General features: G+C 73.2%; 19 protein-coding genes and 1 pseudogene. 14 read left to right on the top strand and 6 right to left on the bottom strand.

Annotation, left to right across the window (positions count from 1 at the left end; translation table 11 throughout):
* Positions 1 to 48: 48 nt before the first annotated feature.
* Both ACPT94_RS27270 and ACPT94_RS27265 read left to right on the top strand, forming a co-directional pair.
* Positions 49 to 1,431: a diacylglycerol/lipid kinase family protein gene (locus ACPT94_RS27270; RefSeq protein ID WP_425247052.1), complete on the top strand. Its 1,383-nt coding sequence runs from the start codon at positions 49 to 51 to the stop codon at positions 1,429 to 1,431.
* Positions 1,424 to 1,996 (top strand): phosphatase PAP2 family protein, encoded by a 573-nt coding sequence (locus ACPT94_RS27265; RefSeq protein ID WP_360341472.1) that lies wholly within the window; start codon positions 1,424 to 1,426, stop codon positions 1,994 to 1,996. The genes ACPT94_RS27270 and ACPT94_RS27265 overlap by 8 nt, the downstream gene beginning before the upstream one ends.
* A 6-nt stretch (positions 1,997 to 2,002) precedes the next feature.
* On the opposite strand, the gene ACPT94_RS27260 is transcribed toward ACPT94_RS27265, so the two are convergent.
* The gene (locus ACPT94_RS27260) at positions 2,003 to 2,638 is read right to left on the bottom strand and encodes a class I SAM-dependent methyltransferase (protein WP_360341469.1); all 636 of its coding nucleotides are present in this window, start codon (positions 2,636 to 2,638) and stop codon (positions 2,003 to 2,005) included.
* Between the two features lie 250 nt (positions 2,639 to 2,888).
* Between ACPT94_RS27260 and ACPT94_RS27255 the strand changes: the two genes are divergently transcribed.
* Positions 2,889 to 3,062, top strand: coding sequence for a hypothetical protein (locus ACPT94_RS27255; protein WP_360341466.1), 174 nt, complete (start codon positions 2,889 to 2,891; stop codon positions 3,060 to 3,062).
* Between the two features lie 4 nt (positions 3,063 to 3,066).
* On the opposite strand, the gene ACPT94_RS27250 is transcribed toward ACPT94_RS27255, so the two are convergent.
* The 3 genes from ACPT94_RS27250 to ACPT94_RS27240 all read right to left on the bottom strand — a co-directional run bounded on the left by ACPT94_RS27250 (position 3,067) and on the right by ACPT94_RS27240 (position 6,733).
* Complete coding sequence (locus ACPT94_RS27250) at positions 3,067 to 4,263, bottom strand: cytochrome P450 (protein ID WP_425247051.1); 1,197 nt, start codon at positions 4,261 to 4,263, stop codon at positions 3,067 to 3,069.
* Positions 4,264 to 4,365: 102 nt separating this feature from the next.
* On the bottom strand, positions 4,366 to 6,042 hold the full coding sequence (locus ACPT94_RS27245) for a C40 family peptidase (protein WP_425247050.1): 1,677 nt from the start codon (positions 6,040 to 6,042) through the stop codon (positions 4,366 to 4,368).
* Positions 6,043 to 6,391: 349 nt separating this feature from the next.
* On the bottom strand, positions 6,392 to 6,733 hold the full coding sequence (locus ACPT94_RS27240; protein WP_360341460.1) for a helix-turn-helix transcriptional regulator: 342 nt from the start codon (positions 6,731 to 6,733) through the stop codon (positions 6,392 to 6,394).
* 128 nt (positions 6,734 to 6,861) lie between these two features.
* Here ACPT94_RS27240 and ACPT94_RS27235 point away from each other — a divergent pair, with 128 nt between their 5' ends.
* From ACPT94_RS27235 to ACPT94_RS27210, 6 genes are all read left to right on the top strand, one after another.
* A complete protein-coding gene (locus ACPT94_RS27235; RefSeq protein ID WP_360341457.1) occupies positions 6,862 to 7,650 on the top strand; it encodes an anti-sigma factor antagonist in 789 nt (262 codons plus the stop codon).
* Positions 7,651 to 7,752: 102 nt separating this feature from the next.
* The gene (locus ACPT94_RS27230; protein WP_360341454.1) at positions 7,753 to 9,102 is read left to right on the top strand and encodes a transaminase; all 1,350 of its coding nucleotides are present in this window, start codon (positions 7,753 to 7,755) and stop codon (positions 9,100 to 9,102) included.
* A 28-nt stretch (positions 9,103 to 9,130) separates the two neighbouring features.
* Positions 9,131 to 9,571 carry an Lrp/AsnC family transcriptional regulator gene (locus ACPT94_RS27225; RefSeq protein WP_425247049.1) on the top strand — a complete coding sequence of 147 codons (441 nt, stop codon included), beginning with the start codon at positions 9,131 to 9,133 and terminating at the stop codon, positions 9,569 to 9,571.
* Positions 9,572 to 9,623: 52 nt separating this feature from the next.
* On the top strand, positions 9,624 to 10,253 hold the full coding sequence (locus ACPT94_RS27220; protein WP_425247048.1) for a flavin reductase family protein: 630 nt from the start codon (positions 9,624 to 9,626) through the stop codon (positions 10,251 to 10,253).
* 4 nt (positions 10,254 to 10,257) lie between these two features.
* Entirely contained in the window at positions 10,258 to 11,988 is a 1,731-nt protein-coding gene (locus ACPT94_RS27215) for an immunity 49 family protein (RefSeq protein WP_425247047.1), read from the top strand.
* A 26-nt stretch (positions 11,989 to 12,014) separates the two neighbouring features.
* A complete protein-coding gene (locus ACPT94_RS27210) occupies positions 12,015 to 12,473 on the top strand; it encodes a hypothetical protein (RefSeq protein ID WP_425247046.1) in 459 nt (152 codons plus the stop codon).
* Between the two features lie 58 nt (positions 12,474 to 12,531).
* Here the strand turns inward: ACPT94_RS27210 and ACPT94_RS27205 are convergent, their stop codons facing one another.
* Together ACPT94_RS27205 and ACPT94_RS27200 are read right to left on the bottom strand one after the other, a co-directional pair.
* Positions 12,532 to 13,509: an AraC-like ligand-binding domain-containing protein gene (locus ACPT94_RS27205; RefSeq protein WP_360341439.1), complete on the bottom strand. Its 978-nt coding sequence runs from the start codon at positions 13,507 to 13,509 to the stop codon at positions 12,532 to 12,534.
* Positions 13,510 to 13,882: 373 nt separating this feature from the next.
* Positions 13,883 to 16,135, bottom strand: coding sequence for an ATP-binding protein (locus ACPT94_RS27200; RefSeq protein ID WP_425247045.1), 2,253 nt, complete (start codon positions 16,133 to 16,135; stop codon positions 13,883 to 13,885).
* A 248-nt stretch (positions 16,136 to 16,383) separates the two neighbouring features.
* Here ACPT94_RS27200 and ACPT94_RS27195 point away from each other — a divergent pair.
* The 5 genes and pseudogenes from ACPT94_RS27195 to ACPT94_RS27175 form a co-directional block, all read left to right on the top strand.
* Positions 16,384 to 16,887: pseudogene (locus ACPT94_RS27195) on the top strand (hypothetical protein); the annotation flags it as partial.
* Positions 16,888 to 16,920: 33 nt separating this feature from the next.
* On the top strand, positions 16,921 to 18,315 hold the full coding sequence (locus ACPT94_RS27190) for a hypothetical protein (protein WP_425247058.1): 1,395 nt from the start codon (positions 16,921 to 16,923) through the stop codon (positions 18,313 to 18,315).
* Between the two features lie 8 nt (positions 18,316 to 18,323).
* On the top strand, positions 18,324 to 19,715 hold the full coding sequence (locus tag ACPT94_RS27185; RefSeq protein ID WP_425247044.1) for a VWA domain-containing protein: 1,392 nt from the start codon (positions 18,324 to 18,326) through the stop codon (positions 19,713 to 19,715).
* 57 nt (positions 19,716 to 19,772) lie between these two features.
* Positions 19,773 to 20,894, top strand: a complete 1,122-nt coding sequence (locus tag ACPT94_RS27180; protein WP_360341430.1) for an ATP-binding protein — start codon at positions 19,773 to 19,775, stop codon at positions 20,892 to 20,894.
* Positions 20,891 to 23,689: a hypothetical protein gene (locus tag ACPT94_RS27175; RefSeq protein ID WP_425247043.1), complete on the top strand. Its 2,799-nt coding sequence runs from the start codon at positions 20,891 to 20,893 to the stop codon at positions 23,687 to 23,689. Before ACPT94_RS27180 ends, ACPT94_RS27175 begins: the two co-directional genes overlap by 4 nt.
* Positions 23,690 to 23,753: the final 64 nt, after the last annotated feature.

The raw sequence follows: 23,753 nt of genomic DNA, 5'->3' as shown, positions 1-23,753 counted from the left end.
GCGCTGTCTGGGCGGAACAGGGGGACCTCGCAGCATGGCGGGCGCAGGATGAACAAGACACCTACGAAGAGAACCAGGGCCACGGCCCGCCCGTACGGCGTGGTCAGTCGCGCGCGCGGATGGGCGCGGCTCGCCCTGCTGCTGGTCGCCGGCTGCGCCGCGGTCGTGGCGGGCGGCGCCGGATCCGGCGGCTGGCTGGTCCTGCTCGCCGGACTCGCCGGGCTCGCGCTGGCCGGGGCGGGCGTGTGGTGGATGCTGGCGCACCGGGGCGGGGCGAGGCTGCTGGGCGGTCTGCTCGCCGTCACCGCGCCCGTCGGGGTGCTCGTGCTGTACGCCGCGTCGGGACTGTGGGTGGTCGCGGTGGGCGCGGTCGCGCTCTGGGCGGCCGCCCTGGCCGCGGCCCGCGCCGCACTGCGCACGCTGCGCCGCCCCAAGGGCATGCACGGGCGCAAGGCACTGCCGCCGCTCCGACCGGTCCTGATCATGAACGTGAAGTCGGGCGGCGGGAAGGTCGAGAAGTACGGCCTCGTCGAGCGGGCGGAGGAGCTGGGCGCCAAGGTGGTCCTGCTGGGCACCGACGGCGCCTACACCGATCCCGTCGCGGAGGCCCGGCGGGCCGTCGCCGACGGTGCGGACCTGCTCGGCGTCGCGGGCGGCGACGGCACCCAGGCGCTGGTGGCGGCGGTGGCCGCGGAGCACGACCTGCCGTTCATGGTCATCGCCGCCGGCACCCGCAACCACTTCGCCATGGACCTCGGCCTGGACCGCACCGACCCCGTGCGCAGCCTCGACGCCCTCGTCAGCGGCGTCGAATTCCGCGTCGACCTCGGCGACGTCGACGGGCGGCCGTTCGTCAACACCGTCTCCTTCGGCGCGTACGCGGAGATCGTGCAGAACCCGCAGTACCGCGACGCGAAGGCCGCCACCACCCTCGACCACCTGCCCGACCTGCTGCTGGGCGACGGCGGCACCACCCTGGACGTCCGCACCGACGACGCCCGCGTGCACGCCCCGCAGGCGCTCCTGGTCAGCAACAACGCCTACGCCCGCGCCGACCCGCTCGGCGGCGGCCGCCGCCCCCGGCTGGACACGGGCCTGCTCGGCGTCATCGGGGTCCGCGTGGAGGGCGCCGCCCAGGCCGCCGAACTGGCGCTGCTCGGCGAACGGGCCAGCGGGATCACCTCGCTCACCTCCCGGCGCGTCACCGTGGAGGCCGACCAGGACCACATCCCGGTCGCCGTCGACGGCGAGGCCCTCGAACTGCCCACCCCGGTCGTGTGCACGGTACGGCCCAGCGTGCTTCGGGTGCGGGTGCCCCGGCACCGCCCCGGCGCCGCCTACGCGCCACCCACGGTCGACTGGAGGCGCATCGTCCGCCTCGCGCTCGGCCATCCCGATGCCCGTACGATCAAGGATGCCTACGATGTCTGACCGCCGGCCGAAGCTGTCCACCCCGCATCTGGTGCACGACCTCGCCACCCTGGACCAGGCCCTGTACGAGACGGTCACCGTGACCAGGACACCCACCCTGGACAGCGCTCTGCGCCGGCTGTCCGCGGCGGCGGACCACTCCAAGATCTCGTTCGCGGTCGCCGGTCTGCTGGCCCTGCGCGGCGGTCGGCCGCGTCGCGCCGCCGCCCTCGGCGTCGCCGCCATCGGGGTGGCCTCGGCGACCGCCAATCTGCTCGGCAAGCGGCTCGTGCGTCGTCCGCGCCCGCACCGCGCCGTGGACTCGCCGTTCCCGCATCGTCACGTGCCGATGCCGGACTCCGCGTCCTTCCCGTCGGGGCACACCGCGTCGGCGGTCGCCTTCGCGGCCGCCGTCGGCCCGACCCTCCCGGTCAGCGCCGTCCCGCTGGGTCTGCTCGCCTGCGCGGTGGGCTACTCCCGGGTCCACACCGGCGTGCACTACCCGGGCGACGTCGTGGCCGGCGCGCTCCTCGGCACGGGAGCGGCCGCGCTGGTCCTGGCGACCGCGGCGCGCTACGACGACTGAGGTCCGTCACTCCCGCCCGCAGTACAGGAAGAGATGGGGCTCGGGCCCGCCCTCGGGATGGTCCGGGGTGAACAGCGCGTTCTCCTCGGCCAGCACCGTCAGGCCGGCCCCGGTCACCACCTCGACGAGATCCTCACCGGCGAAGCTGGTGACCCGCACCGGCTGCCCCATGAAGACGGCGTCGACGCCCTCGACGTCCAGCGGCACCGTGGCCAGCACCAGGCTGCCTCCCGGCACCAGCGCCCGCGCGAGCCGGCCGAGCAGAGCGGCCTGTTCCGCCCGGTCCATCTGGAGCAGCGAGAAGTAGACGCAGACCGCGTGGAACGAGCCTTCTTCCAGCGCAAGTCGCCGTACGTCCACGCACCGGAAGGTGGCCCCGGGCACCTGCCGTGCGGCGAGGTCGACCATCACGGGGGAGACGTCGACGCCCAGCACGTCGTGGCCCGCCGCCACCAGGGTCGCGGCGGTCGGCCGGCCCGTGCCGCTGCCGACGTCCAGCACCCGACTGCCCGGCGCGAGGCGCCCGAGCAGCCACTCCAGGGACCGGTGGTGCGCCTCGGAGTGCGCGAACGCCTTCTCGTACACGGACCCCAGCGCGTCGAACACCGCCGCCGCACCCCGTCCGTCGTCCCTGCTGCCCAAGCCGGCCTCCCGTCGTGGTGAGCGGATCCCGCGCATCCTCGCATTCCTGACGGTCGCTCACAACGGCCTCCCCGGGCCCTCGGGGGTCCCGCACCGATCGGTTCACGCCGTGTGAGGAAGAGCGGTTCCGGAAGCGGCCGGAATCCGAGTTTCCACTACCGTGAGTAACATGATCCACTTTCACCCTCGGGTGGCTACTCGCAAGTAGCTACCGGATCCCGCAACCGTCGTTCCATCTGGAGGACCCCCGATGACCTCTCCTGAGGATGCCCTGCAACAGGCCCGTGCCACCTACGAGGAGCACGTCCGCACCTGCCGCCAGTGCCACTTCGACACCGTGCCGTGCGCGGTCTCGAAGCACCTCCTGCGCGTCTACAACAACGCCAGGCGGGCGCAGGCGCGTCCGAACTCGGCGGTCCGCTGAGGTCTCACCGCGTCTCGGCCACCGACACCACCAGGTCCCTGATCTCGTAGCCGCCGATGTCGTCCTTGAACGACACGCGCGGCTTCCCGGCCATGCGCAGACCGTCGAGCGCGAAGAGCCGGCCGAGCAGGACGTCCGCCTCCAGTACGGCGACGGAGGCGCCCGGGCAGCGGTGGGCGCCGTCCCCGAAGGCGAGCCCGGCCGCGCTCGGCCCCAGCGCCGGAACCCGGCCCGGACGCACCCGGTGCGGGTCGGGGCCCACGACCTCCGGGTCGGCGTTGGCCTCGTCGACGAAGACGGTGATCAGCTCACCGGGGCCGACCGTGGCCTCGCCGTCCGCCGTGGGCATCCGCAGAGGCGCGGTGGCCCGGCGCGACAGCCGTCCCACGACGGGTTCCAGCCGCAGGATCTCCTGGAGCAGCCCGAGCCGCTCCGGCTCGTCGGCCGCCCGGTACCGGTCCAGGAGCTGCGGGTCGGTGAACAGGTGCCAGGCCGCGACACAGATGAACTCACGCGTGGTGACCATGCCGGCCGCCGCGTACGTCAGGCACTCGCCGAGGATCTCCGCGTCCGAGCAGCCTTGGGACAGCAGGTGGGAGATCAGGTCGTCGCGTGTGCGGCGGCGGTGGGCGCGGATCGCGGGACGCACGTCGGCGAGGTGGATGCGGAGCCAGTTCGCGTTCTGGCGCACCAGCCAGTACAGGCCCCGCGCACTGGTCAGTCCCGGGCGGCCGAACTCCTCGGGGAAGAAGCGTTCCAGCCTGGTCTTCAGGCCCGGACGGCTGTGCCGCAGGCCGATGATGTCGCTCACGACCTCGATCGCCATGGTGAAGCTCAGATCGGACAACTGGGCCGTACCGGCCGCCCGTAGCGCCGCCACCTGCTCGTCCGCGACCCGCACCATCAGCTCGCGGTAGTGCTCGTCCACGCGGCGCGGCGTGAAGAACCGTGCGGTCTGCCGCCGCTGCTCCCGGTGCTCGGCGCCGTCCTGGTACAGCACGGGACGGCGGATCCGGGGCGGCAGTTTCTCCACCGTCTCGATGCCGAGCCCGGCCTGCACGGTCTGCGTACTGCGCAGCACCTCGCGGGCGGCCGCGTACCCGTGGACCTGCCAGGACCCGTCCGGCCCACGGCTCACCGGGCAGCCGGGCCGTTCGCGCCCCCGGTCGACCTTGCGTGCGCTCCCCTGCGCGTCCCCCATCGGGCCACCCCTCCTTCACGGGCCGGACGCCAGTGTGACGGCCGCGAAGGGCACCGGGACCGTCTCTTACCGGCCACGGCCCGAGAAGGAGCGGGCGGGTGCTCAGGCGGGGCGCACGGCGCCGCGCAGGGCGCCCTCTCCGAGGCTGTGGACCGACTCCTCGCGGATGTACGCGCCGGGGCCCGGGGCGTGGATCATCATGCCGTTGCCCGAGCACAGTCCCGTGTGGCTGAGGTCGTCGTGGAAGAAGACGAGGTCACCGGGTTGCAGCTCGTCGAGGCCGACGCGGGTGAAGGCCTGGGCCTGGTCGATGGCGGCCCGCGGCAGCGTCACGCCGGCCGCCTTCCAGGCGGCCTGGGTGAGGCTGGAGCAGTCGTACGCCCCGGGCCCCGTCGCGCCCCACACGCACGGCCGCCCGATCTGGGCCCGGGCGAAGGCGAGGGCCTTGTCCGCCTTGCCGAGATACGCGGGCCCGGTGGTGTAGCCGGTGACCTCGGCGGGCGCAGGTGGGGGCGCGGGGGCGGGGGCAGGCAGGGGAGCCGGGGAGGGAGCCGGAGCGGCGATCTCGGCGGTGGGGAAGGGGAGTTGGGGGGTGGGGAGAGTGAACTCGGGGGCCGGAATCGTGGCTTGCGGCGCGGGGGCAGCGGCAGGGATCGGCGCCGGCGCCGGAGCGGGGGCTGGAGCGGCGAACTCGGCGGCGGGGAAGGGGAGTGGTGGGGCGGGGAGGGTGAACTCGGGGGCCGGCAGCGTGGCTTGCGGCGTGGCGGGTGCGGGCGTCGGCGCCAGCAGGCTGCCGTAACTGGCGGCGAGGAGGCCCGTCTCGGGTGCCGGGAAGCCGGCCACGGGTGCGGACCGGACCGGTTCGGGCGTCGTGGGGATGGTCACGGGGGCGGGCGAGGCCGGCTCCGGGGTCATGCGGGCAGAGATGAGGGCCGGCTGGCCGGATCCGGCGGTCGGAGCGAGGGTGGTCGCGTTCATCGTCCCGGACATGTCGATGCCGCGTCCGTCCGTCCGCTGCCCCGACCACGTGTCCGTCGTCGGCCGCTGGGCCGGCAGCTCGCCGGTGTCCCAGGTCTGCTCGGCCGGCCGCGACTCGATCGCCGGGAGGGACGGCGCCGGCTGTGCGACGGCCCGGGCCAGCACCTCACGGGCCGTCGTGAGCTTGCGCCGGATCTGCTCCTTGGAGTTCCGCAGCGAGGTCTGCGGCGCCGCGGGAGCGGCCCCGGGGAGAGCGGCCGGTGCGGCAGCGGGGGCGGGCAGCAGGGCCTTGGGCTCCTCCTGCCGCTGCGCGGGCACCGCGGGCAGCGCGGCCACGGGCCCCGCGGTCAGCTCCGGCATCCGGCGCTCGCCCGCCTCCAGTTCGAGCCGGCTGCCGGACTCCAGCGCGGGCCGCCCGCCCCCCTCCAACTCCCTTACGGCGTCCGAGCCGGCCGGCCGCTGCGGGCGCGAGGCCTGGGCCGGACGCTCGGGCAGGCGGTCGGCGGGCAGGGTGGCGGGGGTGGTCGGTCCGATCCGGGTGCGCACCGAGTCGAACCACTGCTTGGCGACGGCGTCCAGTGACGGATCGGCCGCCCGGCGGGCGGTGTTGGCCACGGAGGTCACGGTCCGGCGGTTGCCGTTCTTCATGGCACGGGTGGCGTTGAATGTCCCGCTGTCGGTCTCGGCCCGGTCGTAGAGCGAGCTGATCCGCTGCTGGATCTCCGCGCGGCTCGGCTCGCCGGCGTCCTCGAAGCGTGCGGAACCCGTGCCCCCGGGGCGCGTGGTGCGATCCGTCGCCATGGAAGACGTACTCCTTCCGTGCTCCGCCGGCCGAGTGGGCGGTGGATCCGGGCGGTCCTGTCACCAGGACGCCCCGAGCTCACTGCGCTGTCCGGCAGTTGAGCGTCCACCCCGGGGCTGGACGGTCCCCGGCTCCGGCCGTGCCACTGGTGCCACGGACTCGGCGGAGGCCGCGCGGCCGGCGGGGTTCGCCGGAGTCGATCGTGCGGCCTGGCGTCAACCTAGCCAACTTGTGTGCCTCGTGTGAAGATTGAAGCGTTAAATGTCCGATACGTATTCGTGACCTTCGTCTCTCTCGGCCTCAATGAGGTTTGCTTCGCCCCGACTTGACCGAGACGTTTTGCCGGTGTCAGGCCCCACGTGGTCCGGGCTCGGGTTGCCGGGTGCGGTCCACCTCGTCCTGGACCAGCAGCGAGAGCAGGGATGCCACGGTCAGACCCGCCTCGGCCGGGTGGCGCAGCACCTTGCCGGGCTCGATCCGGTAGGTGTTGCCGCGCCCTTCCCGGACGTGGGACAGGTAGCCGTCCTGCTCGAGGTCGGAAATGATCTTCTGGACGGCGCGTTCGGTGAGCCGGCAGCGCGCCGCGATGTCGCGGATCCGGGCGTTGCGGTTGTCCGCGATGACCGCCAGTACGCGGGCGTGATTGGTCAGGAACGTCCATCCGGTATGCGGCTCAGGCACTCCCTCCATAAAGCCCATCCTAAGGGCAGGTTTTCACGTATACAAATGCCGGAACTCGATTTCATGTATCAGTTGACGTATGACACGGCTGCGGGTGACTCTGGAAGCTCGAGCCGGAGTGACCGGAGGAGGCGGTCATGGCAGAGCCCGCGTACGAGGCCGACTTCGACGCCGAGGACGACCGCGTACGGGCTGAGACGAGCGGGGCTCCGCCCGCCCGGACCACGCCCGTGCCGGAGATCGCCCTCCGGCCCGACGGTGACCGCGTCGTCGTGGTGATCCGCGGCGAACTCGACCTCGAGTCCGCCGAGCAGCTCACGCATGCCCTGCGCGCGGCGCTGGCCGCAGCGGTCGGCGGCGTCGACCTGGATCTCGGCGACGTGGTGTTCTGCGACTGCTCCGCCCTCGACGTGCTGCTCGATCTGCGGCAGCAGGGCCTCGAGCAGGGCAAGACCCTCGCCATCCGCTCAGCCGGCCCCGCGGTCGAACGGCTGCTCACCCTCACCGGGACCGACACCCTGTTCGCCGACCCCGGACCCGCCCCCCACCGTGACGACGACACGGCGGCCCCGCCGTACGCGCGGGGCGACGGCGCGGGCGACGCCGAACGGGACCTGCGCGTCGAGGTCGTACAGCTGCGACGGGCCATGCAGACGCGTCCGGTCATCGACCTGGCCCGCGGCATCCTCATGGCGTCCTTCGCGCTGAGCGCGCAGGACGCCTGGCGCGTCCTGGTCGATGCCTCCCAGCGCACCAACACCAAGCTGCACCACCTCGCCCGCGACCTGGTCTCCGCCGTACAGGGCGCGCCACCGGCGGAGGCCGTGCAGGAACAGGTGGCGGCGGCGGTGGCCAGGGTCCGGTCGGCGCCCTCGGTGGACGCGGCCGGCGCGGACGGCGACCGAATCGATCGCCACGACCGCTGAATCGATTGCCGCAGCGACCGATTCGAGCGTCATCTCTTGCTTCATCCGCTCTTTCGATCGTAGATTTCGGGCATTCACTCGTCCCTCCATCCGGGGTGTGCCATGGACCGTGCCCGACTGCGTCACCTGCTGGCCCGCGAGAGCGCCGAGGCCGAACGGCGGAACCCCCTCTCCCGGGCCGCCTACGCGCGCGCCGATCACCTCTTCGGCCGAGTGCCGATGACCTGGATGAACAAGACGGCCGGCGCCTTCCCGCGCTACCTGGAGTCCGCGCGCGGCGCCCGGGTCCGTGACATCGACGGGCAGGAGTACATCGACTTCTGCCTGGGTGACACCGGCGCCATGGCGGGCCACTCGCCGGCCGCCGTCGCCGAGGCCGTCCAGCACCGCTTCACCGCCCTCGGCGGCGCGACCGCCATGCTGCCCACCGAGGACGCCGAGTGGGTCGGGGCCGAGCTGACCCGCCGCTTCGGACCGACCCGCTGGAGCTTCTCGCTGACCGCGACCGACGCCAACCGCTGGGCCATCCGCCTCGCCAGAGCGGTCACCGCACGGCCCAAGATCCTGGTGAACAGCTACTGCTACCACGGCAGCGTCGACGAGTCCCTGATCGTCACCGGCCCCGACGGCCGGGGCACCGCACGCCCCGGCAACGTCGGCGCCCCGTGCGACGTCACACTCACCAGCCGGGTCGCCGAGTTCAACGACCTGGACCACCTGGAGCGCGAACTCGCCCACGGCGACGTGGCCGCCGTCCTCATGGAACCCGCGCTCACCAACATCGGCATCGTCCTGCCCGAACCCGGCTACCTGGCCGGCGTGCGCGAGCTGACCCGCCGCCACGGCACGCTCCTCATCAACGACGAGACGCACACCTTCTCGGCGGGCCCCGGCGGTTGCACCGCCGCCTGGGACCTGGAGCCGGACGTACTGACCATCGGCAAGGCCATCGGCGGAGGCATCCCGGCCGGCGCCTACGGCCTCTCCGCCGAACTCGCCGACCGGCTGCTCGGCCGCGACGACCTGGACCTCGTGGACATGGGCGGCGTCGGCGGCACCCTCGCCGGCAACGCCCTGTCCGTCGCCGCGACGCGGGCCACCCTCGAACACGTCCTCACCGACGAGGCGTTCGCCCGCATGCACAAGCTGGCCGAGCGCTTCGAGGCCGGCGTGCGCGCTGGCATCGACGCCCACGCCCTGCCCTGGTCCGTCAGCCGCCTCGGCGCCCGCACCGAGTACCGCTTCACCGCCCCCGCGCCCCGCACCGGCACCGAGGCCGCGGCCGCCGGCGACACCGAGCTGGAGGACTTCCTGCACCTCTACCTCGCCAACCGGGGCATCCTGCTCACCCCGTTCCACAACATGGCCCTCATGTGCCCCGACACGACCGAACAGGACGTGGACACCCACACCGAGCTGTTCGCGACCGCCCTGGCCGAGCTGGCCGGCTGAGCCCCGACGACAGGAAGAGGACACAGACGTGGACGAGATCGACCGGGCCATCCTGCGCGAACTGCAGACCGACGGACGCATCGCGTACGCCGACCTCGGCCCCAGAGTCGGCCTGTCCGCGTCGGCCGCCCGCCAGCGCCTGCAACGGCTGCTGGACTCCCGCGCCGTCCAGGTCGTCGGCGTCACCGACCCGATGGCCATGGGCGGCCAGGCCATGGCCCTCCTCGGCATCACCGTCGACGGCGACCCGCGCCCCGTCGCCGACGCACTCGCCACCCACCCCGAGGTGGTCTACTCCGTGCTCACCTCCGGTGGCTTCGACCTCTTCGCCGAAGTCGTCAGCCCCACCGCCAGGGACCTCCTGGACTTCGTCAACGACACCGTCCGCCCCGTCGAGGGCGTCAGCGCCGTCCAGTCCTTCCCCTACTTCGCCATCCACACCCACCGCTTCCTGTGGGACGTCGGCTGAGGTCAGGGGCCGGTTCCGCCCAGGACACCCCCGTCCGGTAGAACTGGCAGCCATGCGCGTCGACCACGATCCCGAGTCCCTGGGCGCGGGAGCCTTCTACCGGCTTCTCACCGCCGTCGTCGTCCCCCGGCCGATCGCCTGGGTGTCTACCCTGGCGGCCGACGGAACCACCGCCAACCTCGCCCCGCACTCGTTCTTCACCGTCGCCTGCACCGACCCGCCGATCGTCCAGTTCACCTCCGTCGGCCGCAAGGACTCGTTGCGCAACATCGAGGCCACCGGCGAGTTCGTCGTGAACCTCGCCCCCGAGCCGCTCTTCGAGCAGATCAACGCCAGCGCCGTCGACTTCCCCGCCGACGAGGACGAGTTCGACGCCGTCGGCATCGAGCGGGAGCCCTCCCTGCGGGTCAGGCCGCCCCGGGTGGCGGCCTCGCCGGTGGCCCTGGAATGCCGGCTGCACTCCACCCTGGGCATCGGCAACTCCACGCTCGTCCTCGGACAGGTCGTGCACGCCGCCGTCCACGAGGACGTGATCGTCGACGGACACCCCGACATCCGCAGGCTGCGCCCGCTGGCCCGGCTCGGCGGCGACGAGTGGAGCACCATCGGCGAGGTCCACGAACTGGCCCGCATCGCCTACCGCGACTGGCCGAAGCACGCGGAGGACACCTCCGTAGAGTGATCATGTGACGCAACACGACGCACCCGACGCCCACTTGCCCCTCCTCACCGTGGCCCAGGCCGGCCGACTGCGCGCCCTGACGGCCGACCACTTCGCCGCCCGGCACGGCATACGGCCGACGGTCGACACGGACGTCGTCGAGTACGACGGCCACCGGCACCCGCTCACCAACCTCGCCCGGTGGTGCCGGGACGCGCCGGAGGAGGCCTGGCCCGAACTCGTCCGGCAGCACTTCACGCGCCTGGAGTCCGCCTCCCGCGGCGACGAGGACGCACCGGAGCTGTTGCGCCACACCCGCCTGCGCCTGCTGCCGTCCGACGCCCTCCCCGCCGACGCCGTGGACCAGTTCCGCCATGTGCGCCCGGTGGCCGAGGACCTCCTCGTCGGCCTCGCGCTGGACGCGCCCGAGACCGTGCGGATCCTCGGCGACGCCGACGTGGCACGGGCCGGCCTCGAGGCCCTGTGGGCCGCAGGGCGAGCCAACCTGCTGGCCGAGCCGGTGGAGCACACGGAGGTCCACGGCCCGTCGGGCGCTGCGCTGCACTCGGTGTACGGCGACTCCCACTTCGTCGCGAGCAAGGCCCTGGTCCTGCCCGAGCTGGTCCGGGACGTCACCGGACGGGACCTGCCGGAGGCGGGCGCGCTCGTCGTCGTACCGACCCGGCATCTGCTGGCCTTCCACCCGATCGTGGACGGCACCGTCGTCGACGCGGTCAACGACCTCGCGGCGTACGCCCTCGGCGCCTACCAGGACGGCCCCGGCTCGCTCACCCCACGGCTGTACTGGTGGCACCAGGGGCAGCTGGTCTGCCTCACGCACTTCGACCACGACACCCGGGTGATGTCGGTGGTGCCGCCGCAGGAGCTGCTCGACCTGATGAAGAGCCTCAGCGGCGCCGAGAGCCCGGCGTCCGACGCGTCCGACGCGAGCGACGTCGACCGGCTCGCCCGTACCGTCGTCGAGTCGACCGGGCGGCTCGCGCAGGACCCGGCGAGCTTCACGCCCGCCTTCGAGGCGGCCCTGGCCCACGCCCACGCCCGCTGCGCGGACGACCCCCGGGCGGCGAAGCTGGAGACCTGGGAGGCCTGGGTCACCGCGACGCAGATCGGCAGCGCCCTGTTCACCACCGCTCTCGCCCGCGAGGGCACGGTCGACTGCCGCATCGGCGACCACGTGCACTCCCTGCCCGCCACCGGCCCGGCCGCCCACGCGAGCGCCCGCGCCTGGCTCGACGCCTTCTGGCTCGCCCTCGTCTGCCGCGAGTTCGACCGGCTGAAGACCCTGTGCCAGGTCCCGCTGGAGCAACTGCGCCACGCCAGTCCGCAGGACGACGACTATGTCTTCCACTGGATCGACACCTTGCAGAGCTACGTCGGGGGCGTCCCGGCCAACGACATCGTGCCCAAGCTCGTCGCCACCATCGAGTCCTCCGAGCCCCGCGTGGCCACCCGCACCCCGGCCGACTTCCTGAACCTCGTCGACTACCAGCCCGTCGCCCTCTTCCACCGCCTCCTCAGGGACCAGCAGGACCTGTTCACCGAGGCCCTCGGGGAGGCCCTCGGTCACCACGCCCGTTACTACGACGGCTCGGCCGACCCGCGCCGCCATGTCGCCCTGGGCCCCCTCGCCCTGGCCTGCCTCGCCCACGACAGGGGCTTCCCCGTCGACACGTCCTCCCCGTACCTGCCGAAGCACCTCGTCGAGCGGTCCTGGTACGGCGAGTTCGAGACCTGAGCGAGGGCTTCTGCGAGGATCGACGCATGACGATCCGTTCCCTTGCCGACGGCTCCTGGCGTTCGCGTCAATCGAAGCGCTCGGCCCTGTCGATCGGCTCCATCGACTCGTTCCTGTTCGTCGGTTCCGTCGGCAGCTTCCTCTCCGTCGGTTCTGTCGGCAGTGTCCTGTCCGTCGGCTCGGTGGGCAGTGTCCTGTCCGTCGGCTCGGTGGGCAGTGCCCTGTCCGTCGGCTCCGTGGGCAGTGCCCTGTCCGTCGGCTCGGTCGGCAGCGTGCTGTCCGTGGGGTCCGTCGGCTCCGCCGTGTCGGTGCTCTCGGTGGGCTCCTGGAGGAGCGTCGCGTCGGCCCGGTCCGCCCGTTCGTCCGGCGCGGGCCTGTCCCGGCCCCTTCGGGGCCGTGTCCTCGCGGCGGGCACCGTGGTGGCGACCGTGGCCGGGCTGGCGCTGCTGTACGCGTCGGCGGCGGGCCGCGGCCACGACCGCTGAGCGCAGGACCCGGTGGGGTACGGCGGCGTACCCCACCGGGCCGTGCGACGGCGGCCCGTCAGCAGGCCAGGACCGCACCGCCCCTCCCACCCGTCCCGCGCCACTCCCGCGGTGAGACGCCGTAGGCGCCGCGGAAGACCCGGCTGAAGTGGGCGGGGTTGGCGAAGCCCCACCGTTGGGCCACCGCCGACACCGTGCGCCTCGACGCGCCGGGGAGGCCCAGTTCACGGGCGCACTCCTGCAGCCGTCGCTGCTGGATCAGCCGGGTGACCGTGATGCCCTCGCCCTCGAAGAGACGGTGCAGGTAGCGCACGGAGATGTGGTGCGCGGCGGCGACCGTGTGCGGGGACAGTTCCGGGTCGCCCAGATTGCGGTCGATGTGGTCCCGGATGCGCGGGAGGAGGTGGTCGTGCGGCGCCCTCGCCGTCTGCTGACGGCCCTGCCGCGTCCGTTCGTCCACGAGCGTGGCGAAGAGGTCCACGACACCGGCGGCCAACGTGGCCGCGACGGAGGGGGAGCAGGCCGGGACCGAGGCGGTCAGGGTGGTCAGGAAGGACGCCAGCAGGGCATCGAACCCCTCGGTGGCGGGGATCGCGGTACCGGTGACCCGCCGCAGATCCTCCTCGGGCAGGCCCACGGTCCGGCGGGGCATCTGCACGATCCGGGTGGAGAACCGCTCGGGGTAGTCCAGGCAGTACGGGCGTGTCGTGTCGTAGACCACGAGGTCGCCCTCGCCGACTTCGGTGTGTCGGCCGTCCTGGACGAGGGTGGCCGTGCCCGCTGTCTGGACGCCGATCGCGAGGTAGTCCGCGGGCGCCTGGGCGATGTGCCGGTGTGTGCGGCTGGTGCGGTGCGGATCGGCCTCCATGGCGCAGACGCGGAGGTGCCCCAGGCGGGCGGCGGAGATCCGGCCCGAGAACGGCCCGTCGCCGCGCGCGGTGACCGTCATCGGTACGAGTGCCGTGGTCAGCGCGTCCCGCCAGTAGGCGAGTCTCTCTCCCTCGGGGACCGAAACCGTCGTCAGCACCAGGTTCACCCGGTTCTCCTCTCCGCCTGTGCGATACCGGCGGAGAGCTCGAAGCCATGGCGCTGTTGGTCACACGGGCCAGGAGGGCCCGCTGCTGCCTTTCGCCGGGGCGGGCAGCGACGGTGCGGCCCGGTTTCCCCGCCGTTCCTCAGCCAAGCAGTGGCCCGCGGCGGGCTCCAGGCAGGAAGCAGGCAGAAAGCGAGGCACGAGCCGGGGGCCGCGTAGAGTGCGCGCAGGGAACAACCCTGTGCGCTACGGGACAAGACGCGGGGGAGCCCTTGGACGAGGATGGCGGTACGACGAGGGGAACTCGCCCGCCGGCGACGCCCGTACCCCCGGCCTCGTCCTCTCGCTGCGGCGGCGCGGGGACAGGGGCTGGGGGTCAGTCGGCGTCGAGGCGGGCGAGAAGGTCGCGGGCATCCGCGACACGCCGGGGGTCGGCGTCGAGGCCCAGCGAGACACACCGGGCGAAGGCCTGCCGCGCCTCCTCCGGACGGCCCGCGGACAGCAGCGCCTCGCCCAGCTCGACCAAGCGGCGGCTCTCCATGGCGGCGTTGCCGTTCTTCCGGGAGATCGCCGCGGCGGTGGCGAAGTGGTCGACGGCCTCCGTCCACCGCTGCATCAGCATGTGGCTCGCCCCGATGCCCGAGTGCACCTCGCCCCGGGAGAAGTCGGCGATGTGCGACTTGATTCGGTCGCCGACACGCTCCAGGAAGTTCAGCGTTTCCCGGTAGGAGACGAGGGCCTCCTCGGGCCGGCCGGAGTCCAGCAGGACCATGGCGTGCCCGTGCTGCGCCTGGAGACTGCCGTGGAGGTCGCCGACGGCCTCGAACATCGGCGCCGCACGGTGCATGTGGTCGGCGGCCGAAACGTGGTCGCCGAGCCGGCGCAGGGCCAGGCCGCTGTAGACGTGCGCCCACGCCTCCTGCCGGACGTCGGCCGCACGCCGCGCGACGGCCAGCGACTCGGCGGAGCGGGCGAGACTGTCGTGGGGGCGGCCCTCGCACACCAGCAACGCCCAGGCGTGGTAGTTGAGGTGTGTCGCCTCCAGGACCGGGTCGCCGAGGGTCTGCGCCGAGCGGGCGGCGGTGCCGAACACCTCCGGCCAGTGCCCCCAGAAGATCCACTGGTCGGAGAACCAGTGCAGCGCCTCGGCCACCTCCACCACGGTGGCGTGCTCGCCGGCGGCTGCTGCCGCGCGTAGGGCGGCCAGCCAATGGGCGCCCTCCACCTGGAGCCACTCGCGTGCGAGGTCGGCGGACGACAGGTCGACGGTGCCCTGCCAGGTGGGTGGGGGAGCGCCGTGGTCGGGCTCGAACCAGCGGCCCGCCACGACCGCCGTCTCCAGCAGCCAGCGATACAGAGCCGCGCAGGCCCGCTCGGCGTCCGGCCCGCTCTCCTCCGCCTCCAGCCGGATCCGGGCGAACAGCCGCAGCAGGTCGTGGAGCCGGTACCGGTCCCCGTCCGTGCCCAGCAGCCCGGTCTCGACCAGCTCCTCCAGGGCGTCCTCGGCGTCGAACACCTTCTGCCCGGTCAGCTCGGCCGCCCCGGCGGCCCCGACGTCCGGACCGGGCACGAGCGCGAGCCGCCGGAACAGCCGTGCGGCGGACGGCGTGAGCTGCCGGTACGACAGGTCGAAGGCGGCGTCGACGCGGACGTCCCCGGCGGCGAGCACGTCCAGCCGCCGGTCCTCGACGGAGAGCCGGTCGGCGAGCCGCCGCACGGTCCAACCGGTCCGCGTGGCCAGCCAGTTGCCCGCCACCCGCAGCGCCAGCGGAAGATGCCCGCAGCGCTCGGCGACCTCGGCGAGGGCGGCCGGATCGGCCTCGGCACGATCGGCCCCGACGAGGCCGGTCAGGAAGGCGGCGGCCTCGGCCGGGCTCAGCTCTCCGAGCGGCAGCCGGTGCACGCTCTCCAACCCCGTCAGCATGCGCCGGCTCGTCACCACCACCATGCTCGTACCGGCGGCCGGCAGCAGCGGGCGCACCTGGCCCTCGTCCCGGGCGTTGTCCAGCACCAGCAGACAGCGCCGCTCGGCCAGCAGCTGCCGGTACAGCGCCGGATGGCCCTGCGGACCGGCTTTGACGAGGTCGCGGTCGGCGACCTGGAGGGCCTTGAGCACACCCAGCACGAGCTCGGCCGGGCCGGGCGGGTCGTCGTCCATGCCGCGCAGGTCCAGGACCAGCTGCCCGTCGGGAAAACGGCCGGCGAGGCCGCGTGCGGCGTGCAGCGCGAGCGTCGTCTTGCCGGTTCCAGGCGGCCCGGACACGGCCACCACCACCGGCTGGGCACTTTCGCCGGCGGCGAGCTCGGTGAGCCGTCCCAATTCCCGTTCCCGACCCACGAAGTCGCCGATGCCGCGCGGGAACGCCCGTACTCCCAGCGGGCTGTAGCCGGGACTGCGCCCGGCCCGCGCGGCCGACAGCAGACGCTCCCTCTGGGCCTCGTCCAGGCCGAGGCCGTCCGCGAGTGCGGCCACCGTCCGCCGCTGCGGAGCCGCCCGCCGCCCCCGCTCAAGGTCCCCGATGCCGCGCACGCTCACGCCCGACGCCTCCGCCAGGCCCTCGATGGTCTGCGACGCGGACAGCCGCAACTCCCGCAGCAGCGCCCCGAAAGCCGCCTGTTCCTCGGTCAATCCCGTCCCTTCTTCTCTCGCCGTGCCCCCGCCGACGCCCCCGAGCATGATCATCCGAATTCTAGAAGGAGACGGAGAGGGCTCCGGGCCCGCTCCATCGGCGGTGAAAGCGCCGTCGGGTCGCGGGCGGGGGCGTTGTCAGTGGTCCCCGGTAGCTTCGGTCTTGTCGCAGCCGCTCTGGCGCGACAGTCCCCCTGTGCTGCGCCGACTCGGCGTGACACGCCTTGTGCTGCGAAGGAGATGGTGCGGTGACGGACTGGGAGAAGTCGAGCACGGCCCGGGTGGTGCCACCGGCCCGGCCACGCAAGCTCGCCAAGGTCCCCTTCGTCGAACTGGCCGACGGACGCCTCCAGGGCGTGGTCTCCAGCGGCTCCGACATCGAGCGCGTGTATGTCTCGTCGGTCGCCTCCGGCGCCTACGCGTTCGCGTGCAGCACCAACAACAACCGTCCCTGCGGCGGCGCCGGGGGCTCGTTCTGCAACCACATCCGCGCACTGATCACCGAGGCCGTCCTCCAGTACGGCGGAGAGCGGGTCGCCCGCTATCTGCGCGTCGAGCCCGGGAGCGGGGAGGCGGACGCCGCTTCCCTCACCGCCGCGATGATCGGCACCCGTCCCGCACAGGCGGACGGCAAGGCCGCGGCGGCCCCCGTCTTCAGCAGGTTCCTGCGCCACCTCGCCTATCTCGAACTCGCCCCCACCACCGCCCCGTTGCCGGAGATGCACTGGTTCCCGCCGACGCGGGCGGCAGCGCCGCAGGAGCCTGTGCACGGGTCCGGTGCGAGCGTGGGGGAGCACGCCGATCTGCTCACCGCACCCGTCGACGGGCTCGACGAGGCCCTCGCGGCGGTCGACGCCCTCGACCGGGCCCTCGTCGCGGGCCTGCTGCGCCCCCAGCCGGCCCGCGCCGCCGACCTGACGCGGCTCGCCCACGCCGTCGCCGGTTCTCCCCTGGCCGCGCGGGTCGCCGAGGCCGCCGAGAAGGCCGCGGCCGGAGCCGCGAGCGAGGACCACTTCCTCGCCCTCGCCGCCGCCCGCACCGCCCTGCTCGGCGCCGCCCACGACGCGCTGACCGCCCGGGCCGACGAGACGACCGGCCGCACCCGCACCGAGACGGCGGTGACCGCACCCGCCGCACAGCAGGCGGCCAACCTGCTGATGGCCGCCCGGACCTGGCTCGCGGACCTCGCCCGCACCGGCTGGCAGGGCATCGACCACGAACTCGTCGGCTCGGCGGCGCAGATCGTCTCCGCGATGCTCCCCGACCCCGCTCTGCGCCGCCTGGCCACGCTCCTCGACGGCTTCGCCGCCGAACTCGCCGCCTCCTGTCCCGGCGCCGCCCTGGAGCGGTTCCCGGCGCGCCGCTGGGGCGACCTGTGGGCGCGCGCCCTGCTCCTGACGCAGCCCGGCGCTGCCGCGTCGCCGGCCGCCGGCGCCGCCACCGGCCGTCTGCTGCCACTCGGCGTCGACCTGCACGAACACGCGACCGCCGCGCAGGCCCAGGTCCACGCGGTGTTCGAACCCGCCGACGGCAGCGCCCCCCGCCTCGTGCGCGCGAGCGTCTCGGTGCCCAAGCCGGACACCGTCGTCGCGGCCGGAGTCTGGCAGTTGCTGCGCCCCCACCTCTCCCTGCTGGCCGCCCTCGGCGAAGGCCGCACCATGGACCTCACCGACATGCCCCTCACCGACGAGGGCGATCTGATCTGGGACGACGAGCGGGCCCGCCCGGGCGATCCCGCGGACCCCTTCGCCACCGCCCGGGTCGCCCTCCCGACCGCGACCGCCGCACGCACCACACCTCTGGACCGCCATCCCACGCGCCTCGCCGAACCGGTGCTCCTGGAGGGCTACAGCACACAGCAGGACGGCGACGCACTCACCCTCACCTTCGCGGGCCACACCCTGGCCGTCGACACCGACCGCATCCCCACCGCAGGCCCCCTCATCCCCGAGGCCGTCGCCGCCTCCGGCGCCTGCATCGGCCTGCTGCGCTGGGACGACGGGCGGTTCCGCCTCCAGCCGCTCGCCGTCGAGACGACCGTGCGCAAGAAGACCGTCGCCCTCCAGGCGGGCGCCTGGGCCGGCGGCACCACCGACAAGACCGGCGTCAAGGCGGAGAAGGCCGCGACGGACGCCGTGACCGTACTGCGGGAGCGGGCGGGGAGGCTGCTGCGGAAATGAGCGAGCGGATGACCGAGCACACGACCGAGCACCTCACCGGGCAGCCCGCCGAGGCGGCTGCCCACGACAACCGCCGCCAGGCCCTCTACTGGCGGCTGCTCGCCCGCCTCTTCGACCCCGAGGAGCAGCCCGCGCTGGAATCCGCGAGCCTCGCCGTCGTCGAGGACCTCGGGCTGCCGCCCGCGCTGCTGGACCCGCAGGCCTCCGTCGACTCCGTCGTGCAGCGCCACCCGGAGCTGGCCGCCGAGTTCGACGGGCTCATGGTCCCCGAGGCCGGCGACAGCGGCGACGACGAGGACGGACGCGACCGCGCCGCCGAGGTGCGCCGCGCGGCGCTGGTCTCCAAGGTGCTGCTCAACGTCTTCGCCACCGGCAGCGGAGCCGTCAGCGCCGGGCAGCTGTCGCGCTGGCAGTCCGACGCCGGCTGGCTGGAGCGCGCCCTCGGCTGCACACCCGGCGAACTGCGCGGCGGCCGCGGGAGCACCCCCGCCGCGGGCAGCCTGATCCCCGCCATCGGGCCCGAACTGGGCGCCATCGAGGCCGACCTCGTCCAGCGGATGCATCTGCGCGAGGTGCTCGCCGACCCCAGGCTCGCCGCCCGGCTCACCCCGAGCATGTCGCTGATCGAGCAGTTGCTGCGCGACAAGAGCAACCTGTCGGGCGTCGCCCTCGCCAACGCCAAGGCCCTCATCCGCCGCTTCGTCGACGAGGTCGCCGACGTGCTGCGCACCCAGGTCGAGAAGGCCACCGTCGGCGCCCCCGACCGCTCCGTCCCGCCCAAGCGCGTCTTCCGCAACCTCGACCTCGACCGCACCATCTGGAAGAACCTCACCAACTACAGCCCCGAAGAGGAACGGCTCTACGTCGACCGCCTCTACTACCGGCACACCGCCCGCAGGACGACACCGCAGAAGCTCATCGTGGTCGTGGACCAGTCGGGCTCGATGGTCGACTCCATGGTCAACTGCACCATCCTGGCGTCGATCTTCGCCGGACTGCCGAAGGTGGACGTCCACCTCATCGCCTACGACACCCGCGCCATCGACCTCACCCCGTGGGTGAACGACCCCTTCGAGGTGCTGCTGCGCACCAACCTCGGCGGTGGCAACGACGGCCCGGTCGCGATGGCCATGGCGCGCCCGAAGATCACCGAACCCCGGAACACCGTGATGGTGTGGATCTCGGACTTCTACGAGTTCGACCGCTCCCAGCCGCTGTTCGAGGGCATCGAGGCCGTCCACCGCTCCGGGGTGAGATTCATTCCGGTCGGCTCGGTGACCAGCTCCGGACGCCAGGAGGTCAACCCATGGTTCCGGGAGCGCTTCAAGGCCCTCGGCACACCGGTGGTCTCCGGTCACATCCGCAGGCTCGTACACGAACTCAAGTCGTCTCTCGCCTAGGCATTCGCCCCACTACTCGCGGCATTCGCCCCCCTGTTCACCTGGAAAGGCCCTGACATGTCCGACCTGTTGCGCGCCCCCGCCGAGATCAAGTACGCCGAGGAACTGGACTGGCTGGAGTCCGTCGACGACAACCCCAAGCCGTTCTCCTGGCGTCTGTCGCCGAAGATGGTCCGCCTGTTCGTCCTCGGTTCCGAGCGCGCCGACGGCCTCGACCGGGAGATCTCCCAGAAGTGGTTCGGTGACCGCAGCTTCGTCGAGCGCTCCATCGTCACCCTCGCCTCCGACCGCGGCCTGCTGCTCATCGGCGACCCCGGCACCGGCAAGAGCTGGCTGGCCGAACTGCTGTCCGCCGCGATCTGCCGCAACTCCACCCAGGTGGTGCAGGGCACGGCCGGCACCACCGAGGACCACATCAAGTACTCGTGGAACGTGTCCATGGTGATCGCCAAGGGCCAGTCCCGGGAGTCGATGATCCCCTCACCGATCATGACCGCGATGGAGACCGGCACGATCGGCCGCTTCGAGGAGCTGACCCGCTCCACCAGCGACGTCCAGGACGCGCTGATCTCCATCCTGTCGGAGAAGTACATCTCCGTCCCCGAACTCGACGGCGCGGGCGGCGACAACATCGTCTTCGCCAAACCCGGCTTCTCCGTCATCGCCACCGCCAACAGCCGCGACCGGGGCGTCAACGACCTCTCCTCCGCCCTCAAGCGCCGCTTCAACTTCGTCCGCATCCCGGTCGTGACGAACAAGAAGAGCGAGGCGGAGATCGTCCGCTTCCGCACCGAGGAACTGCTGCGCCGCCACCAGATCGACCTGGACGTCCCGCCCACCCTGCTGGACGTGCTGCTGCAGAGCTTCGCCGACCTGCGGGCCTCCGCCGCCGCGGCCGGCAGCGACGACGAGAAGCTGGAGTCCGCGCTGTCCACGGCCGAGCAGATCGGCGTGCTGGAGGACGCGATCCTGCACAGCAACTTCTTCGGCGAGCGCGCCCTCACCGCCCACACCCTCGCCTCCTCGCTCGTCGGCTCGCTGGCCCGGCGCGAGCCCGAGGACCTCGCCATCCTCAACAAGTACCTGCACGGCGTCGTCGAACCGCGCAGCAAGGAAGAAGGGGGCTCCTGGCCGGAGTTCCTCGAGGGCGGCCGCGACGCGATCGCGACCCTGTCATGAGCGGCCGGCCCGAGGGCACGTTCAGCGCCCTGCGCACCCAACTCCAGGAGGCGGCCACCGCGTTCGCCGACGGGCCCGGAGCTCTGGAGGGCATCCTGCGGGGCATCGTCGACGACGTGGAACGGGCGGTGCGCGAACCGCTGGAGATCTTCCCGGTCTGCCACCACTCCCCGGCCTCGGCCCTCGCCATGGCCCGCCGCCTCCGCGAGAAGCAGCCGAAGGTGATCTACCTCGAGCTGTGCGAGGACATGGCGCCCCTCCTCACCGAACTGCGCAACTGCCGCCTCCCCGTGGCGGTTCAGGCGTTCGCGAGCGAGATCGACGGCTTCCCCGCCGACTGGGCGCCGCTCTCCGTGGTCGCCCCCGTCACCGAGGCCTCGGCCGAATACCAGGCGATCGCCTACGCCCTCGACACCCCCGGCGTCGAACTCGTCCTCGTCGACCGCTCCTCCGACCACGTCTTCCAATGGGAGACACCCACCCCGCACGAGACCGACCCCGACGCGCCGCCCGCCGACGAGGAGACCGCCCTGCACGGCGACGCCGTCGGCGTGGAGATCGGCGACCTCCGCCCGCGCTTCGCGGAACTGGAGGAACACCTGCTGCGCCACGGCCGCGTACGGCACTGGTCGGAGTGGTGGCACCAGTACGTCGAACTGCCCCTCGGCGACAGCGACCACGACACCTACCGGCAGGTCATGCTGCTCATCGGCAGCCTCTTCCGGCGCCTGGCTCCCGGCGACCCGCGGCGCGTGCGGATCGACGAGGACCGCGAGCGGTACATGTGGACCCGGATGCGCGCACACCTCGCCACCACCGGCACCGACCCCGCCGACTGCCTGTACGTCTGCGGCGCGTTCCACGCGGCCAGCCGCGTCGAGGAGTTCGGCGTGCACGGCAGCGACACCTTCACCATCACACCGCCCACCGCCACCCAGTGGCGGCACGGTCTGATCCCGTCCAGTCACGCGGCCATCGAGGCGCAGTTCGGCCTGGCCGCCGGCTCGGTGTCCATCGCCGCGACGGAATGGGCGAAGAACCTGCGGCGCACCGGCGTACGGCCGTACCGCCTGGAAGGCCAGGCGGGCACAGAGAAGAGCACCAGGCCGAGGAAGGCCCTGCCCATCCCGGCCGCCGTGCCCGAGGCCCGGCCCGCGGACCGGCTCACCGGCTTCCTCCAACGGCCGCCCGCCCTCGACCCCCTCGACGAGGCCGAACTCCTCGGCTGGTCGGTGGACATCGTGCGGGCCGCGCGACGCAACGGCTACCTGGCCTCCACCGCCGACGCCATCGCCGTGTTCGAGACGTCGATCCTGCTGGCCGGGATGCGCGACCGCGTCAGGCCCACGCCCTACGACTTCCAGGACGCGGCCGTCACCTGCATCGAGAAGGACACGGTGCCGGGGCGGCGGGACGTGCGCCGACTGGTCGAGATCATGATGGGCGGCGACCGGGTCGGCCAGGTCGGCTACGACGCGCTGCCGCCGCTCGCACGGGACGTGCACGACCGGCTCGCGCCGCTCGGCCTCAGACTCCAGCAACGCGGCGTCCAGCGGGCCCTCCTGGACATCGCCTCCCGGCCCGAGCTGGAGCGCTGCTCCGACGTGCTGTGGATGCTGCGCCGTCTCCTGCCCCAGGGCGCCGCCCGGCCGATCATGGGAGACCGGCGCCTCGGCGAGCGCCCGATCCAGGAGTCCTGGGACCTGGCCCTCGGCACCCACCAGCGCCCGCTCATCGAACTCGGCTACGAGGGCGTCACCATCGAACAGGTCCTGGAGCAACGGCTGCGCCGCACCGCGTACGCGCCGCAGGCCACCGCGGCCCAGGTGCTGGAAACCGTCGAGGACGCCATCCGCTACCTGCGCAGCCGCCGCCTCGCCGACGAACTCGGCACCCGCGCCCTGGAAGTCCTGGCGAGCGAACGCACCGTCGACGGCGCACCGGAGGTACTGCGCCGCATCCGCGGCCTGCTGGCCTACTACCGCACCAGCGAACCGGTGCTGCCGTCCTGGATCGAGTCCTTCGTCAAGACCGGCTACGCGCACTACTGCACGCTGCTGCCGACGGCGTTCACCGACGAGGACGCGACGGTCCGCCAGGTCGCGGCCATGCTGGGCTTCCTCTTCAGCATGGAGGGCCTGGCCCTCTCCCTCGGCTGCGACCGCACCCAGCTCGAACTGGCCCTCGCCCAGTCCCACCCCCAGGAGCCCGCGCGGACGGCCCTGCTGTGGGCGGCCCGGACCCACCTGGGCACACTGTCCCGCACCACCCTGCGGGCACGCTGCGACGACCTGCTCGCCAACCCCCTCGTCGTCCCCGCCTACCCCCGCTACCTCAGCGGTTTCCTCCACGCCCTGGAACCGGTGCCGGGCCTCGCCGACTTCGTCGTCGAGGCGGTGTCGAACGCCTTCGCCCGCCTCCCTGACCCCGTCCTGCTGCCCTGGCTCCCGACCCTGATCACCACCTTGCGCTCCAGCGGCGCCGAACTGGCCCCCCTGCTCATCCGCGAGGCGGGCCGCGTCGTCCCGGCCCGCCTCCCGGAGCTGGACGCCTGGGTGCCGCCGTGGCTCCAGGCTCAGGAGCCGTCGGACACGGAGCCGGCGGGGCCGGCGGCGGGCCCGGCCCGCGGCGTCGCACTCCTCGCCGCCCATCCGGCGACCTGCGACGCACTGGCGGACCTGCTCGGCTGCGACGGCGCCTGGGCGAGCCCGGACGCCGCCCCGCCGGGCGCTGCCCTGCTCACCCGTCACCCGAGGACCGCGACGGCACTGGAGGCGCTGCTGGCAGGCGTCTGACGCGGACGGGGCGCCCCCCCCCCCCCCCCCCCGGGGGGGGGCCCGGGCCCCCCCCCCGCCCCCC

Source organism: Streptomyces aurantiaciflavus (assembly GCF_049808595.1).
Taxonomy (GTDB): domain Bacteria; phylum Actinomycetota; class Actinomycetes; order Streptomycetales; family Streptomycetaceae; genus Streptomyces.
The sequence above is the reverse complement of the archived record's forward strand: the minus strand, read 5'-3'. Positions and strand labels throughout refer to the sequence as shown.

Coding starts and splice junctions, on each gene's coding strand:
- ACPT94_RS27270 (WP_425247052.1), top strand. CDS start 49: ATGAACAAGACACCTACGAAGAGAACCAGGGCCACGGCCCGCCCGTAC.
- ACPT94_RS27265 (WP_360341472.1), top strand. CDS start 1,424: ATGTCTGACCGCCGGCCGAAGCTGTCCACCCCGCATCTGGTGCACGAC.
- ACPT94_RS27255 (WP_360341466.1), top strand. CDS start 2,889: ATGACCTCTCCTGAGGATGCCCTGCAACAGGCCCGTGCCACCTACGAG.
- ACPT94_RS27250 (WP_425247051.1), bottom strand. CDS start 4,263: ATGGGGGACGCGCAGGGGAGCGCACGCAAGGTCGACCGGGGGCGCGAA.
- ACPT94_RS27245 (WP_425247050.1), bottom strand. CDS start 6,042: ATGGCGACGGATCGCACCACGCGCCCCGGGGGCACGGGTTCCGCACGC.
- ACPT94_RS27240 (WP_360341460.1), bottom strand. CDS start 6,733: ATGGAGGGAGTGCCTGAGCCGCATACCGGATGGACGTTCCTGACCAAT.
- ACPT94_RS27235 (WP_360341457.1), top strand. CDS start 6,862: ATGGCAGAGCCCGCGTACGAGGCCGACTTCGACGCCGAGGACGACCGC.
- ACPT94_RS27230 (WP_360341454.1), top strand. CDS start 7,753: ATGGACCGTGCCCGACTGCGTCACCTGCTGGCCCGCGAGAGCGCCGAG.
- ACPT94_RS27220 (WP_425247048.1), top strand. CDS start 9,624: ATGCGCGTCGACCACGATCCCGAGTCCCTGGGCGCGGGAGCCTTCTAC.
- ACPT94_RS27210 (WP_425247046.1), top strand. CDS start 12,015: ATGACGATCCGTTCCCTTGCCGACGGCTCCTGGCGTTCGCGTCAATCG.
- ACPT94_RS27185 (WP_425247044.1), top strand. CDS start 18,324: ATGACCGAGCACACGACCGAGCACCTCACCGGGCAGCCCGCCGAGGCG.
- ACPT94_RS27180 (WP_360341430.1), top strand. CDS start 19,773: ATGTCCGACCTGTTGCGCGCCCCCGCCGAGATCAAGTACGCCGAGGAA.
- ACPT94_RS27175 (WP_425247043.1), top strand. CDS start 20,891: ATGAGCGGCCGGCCCGAGGGCACGTTCAGCGCCCTGCGCACCCAACTC.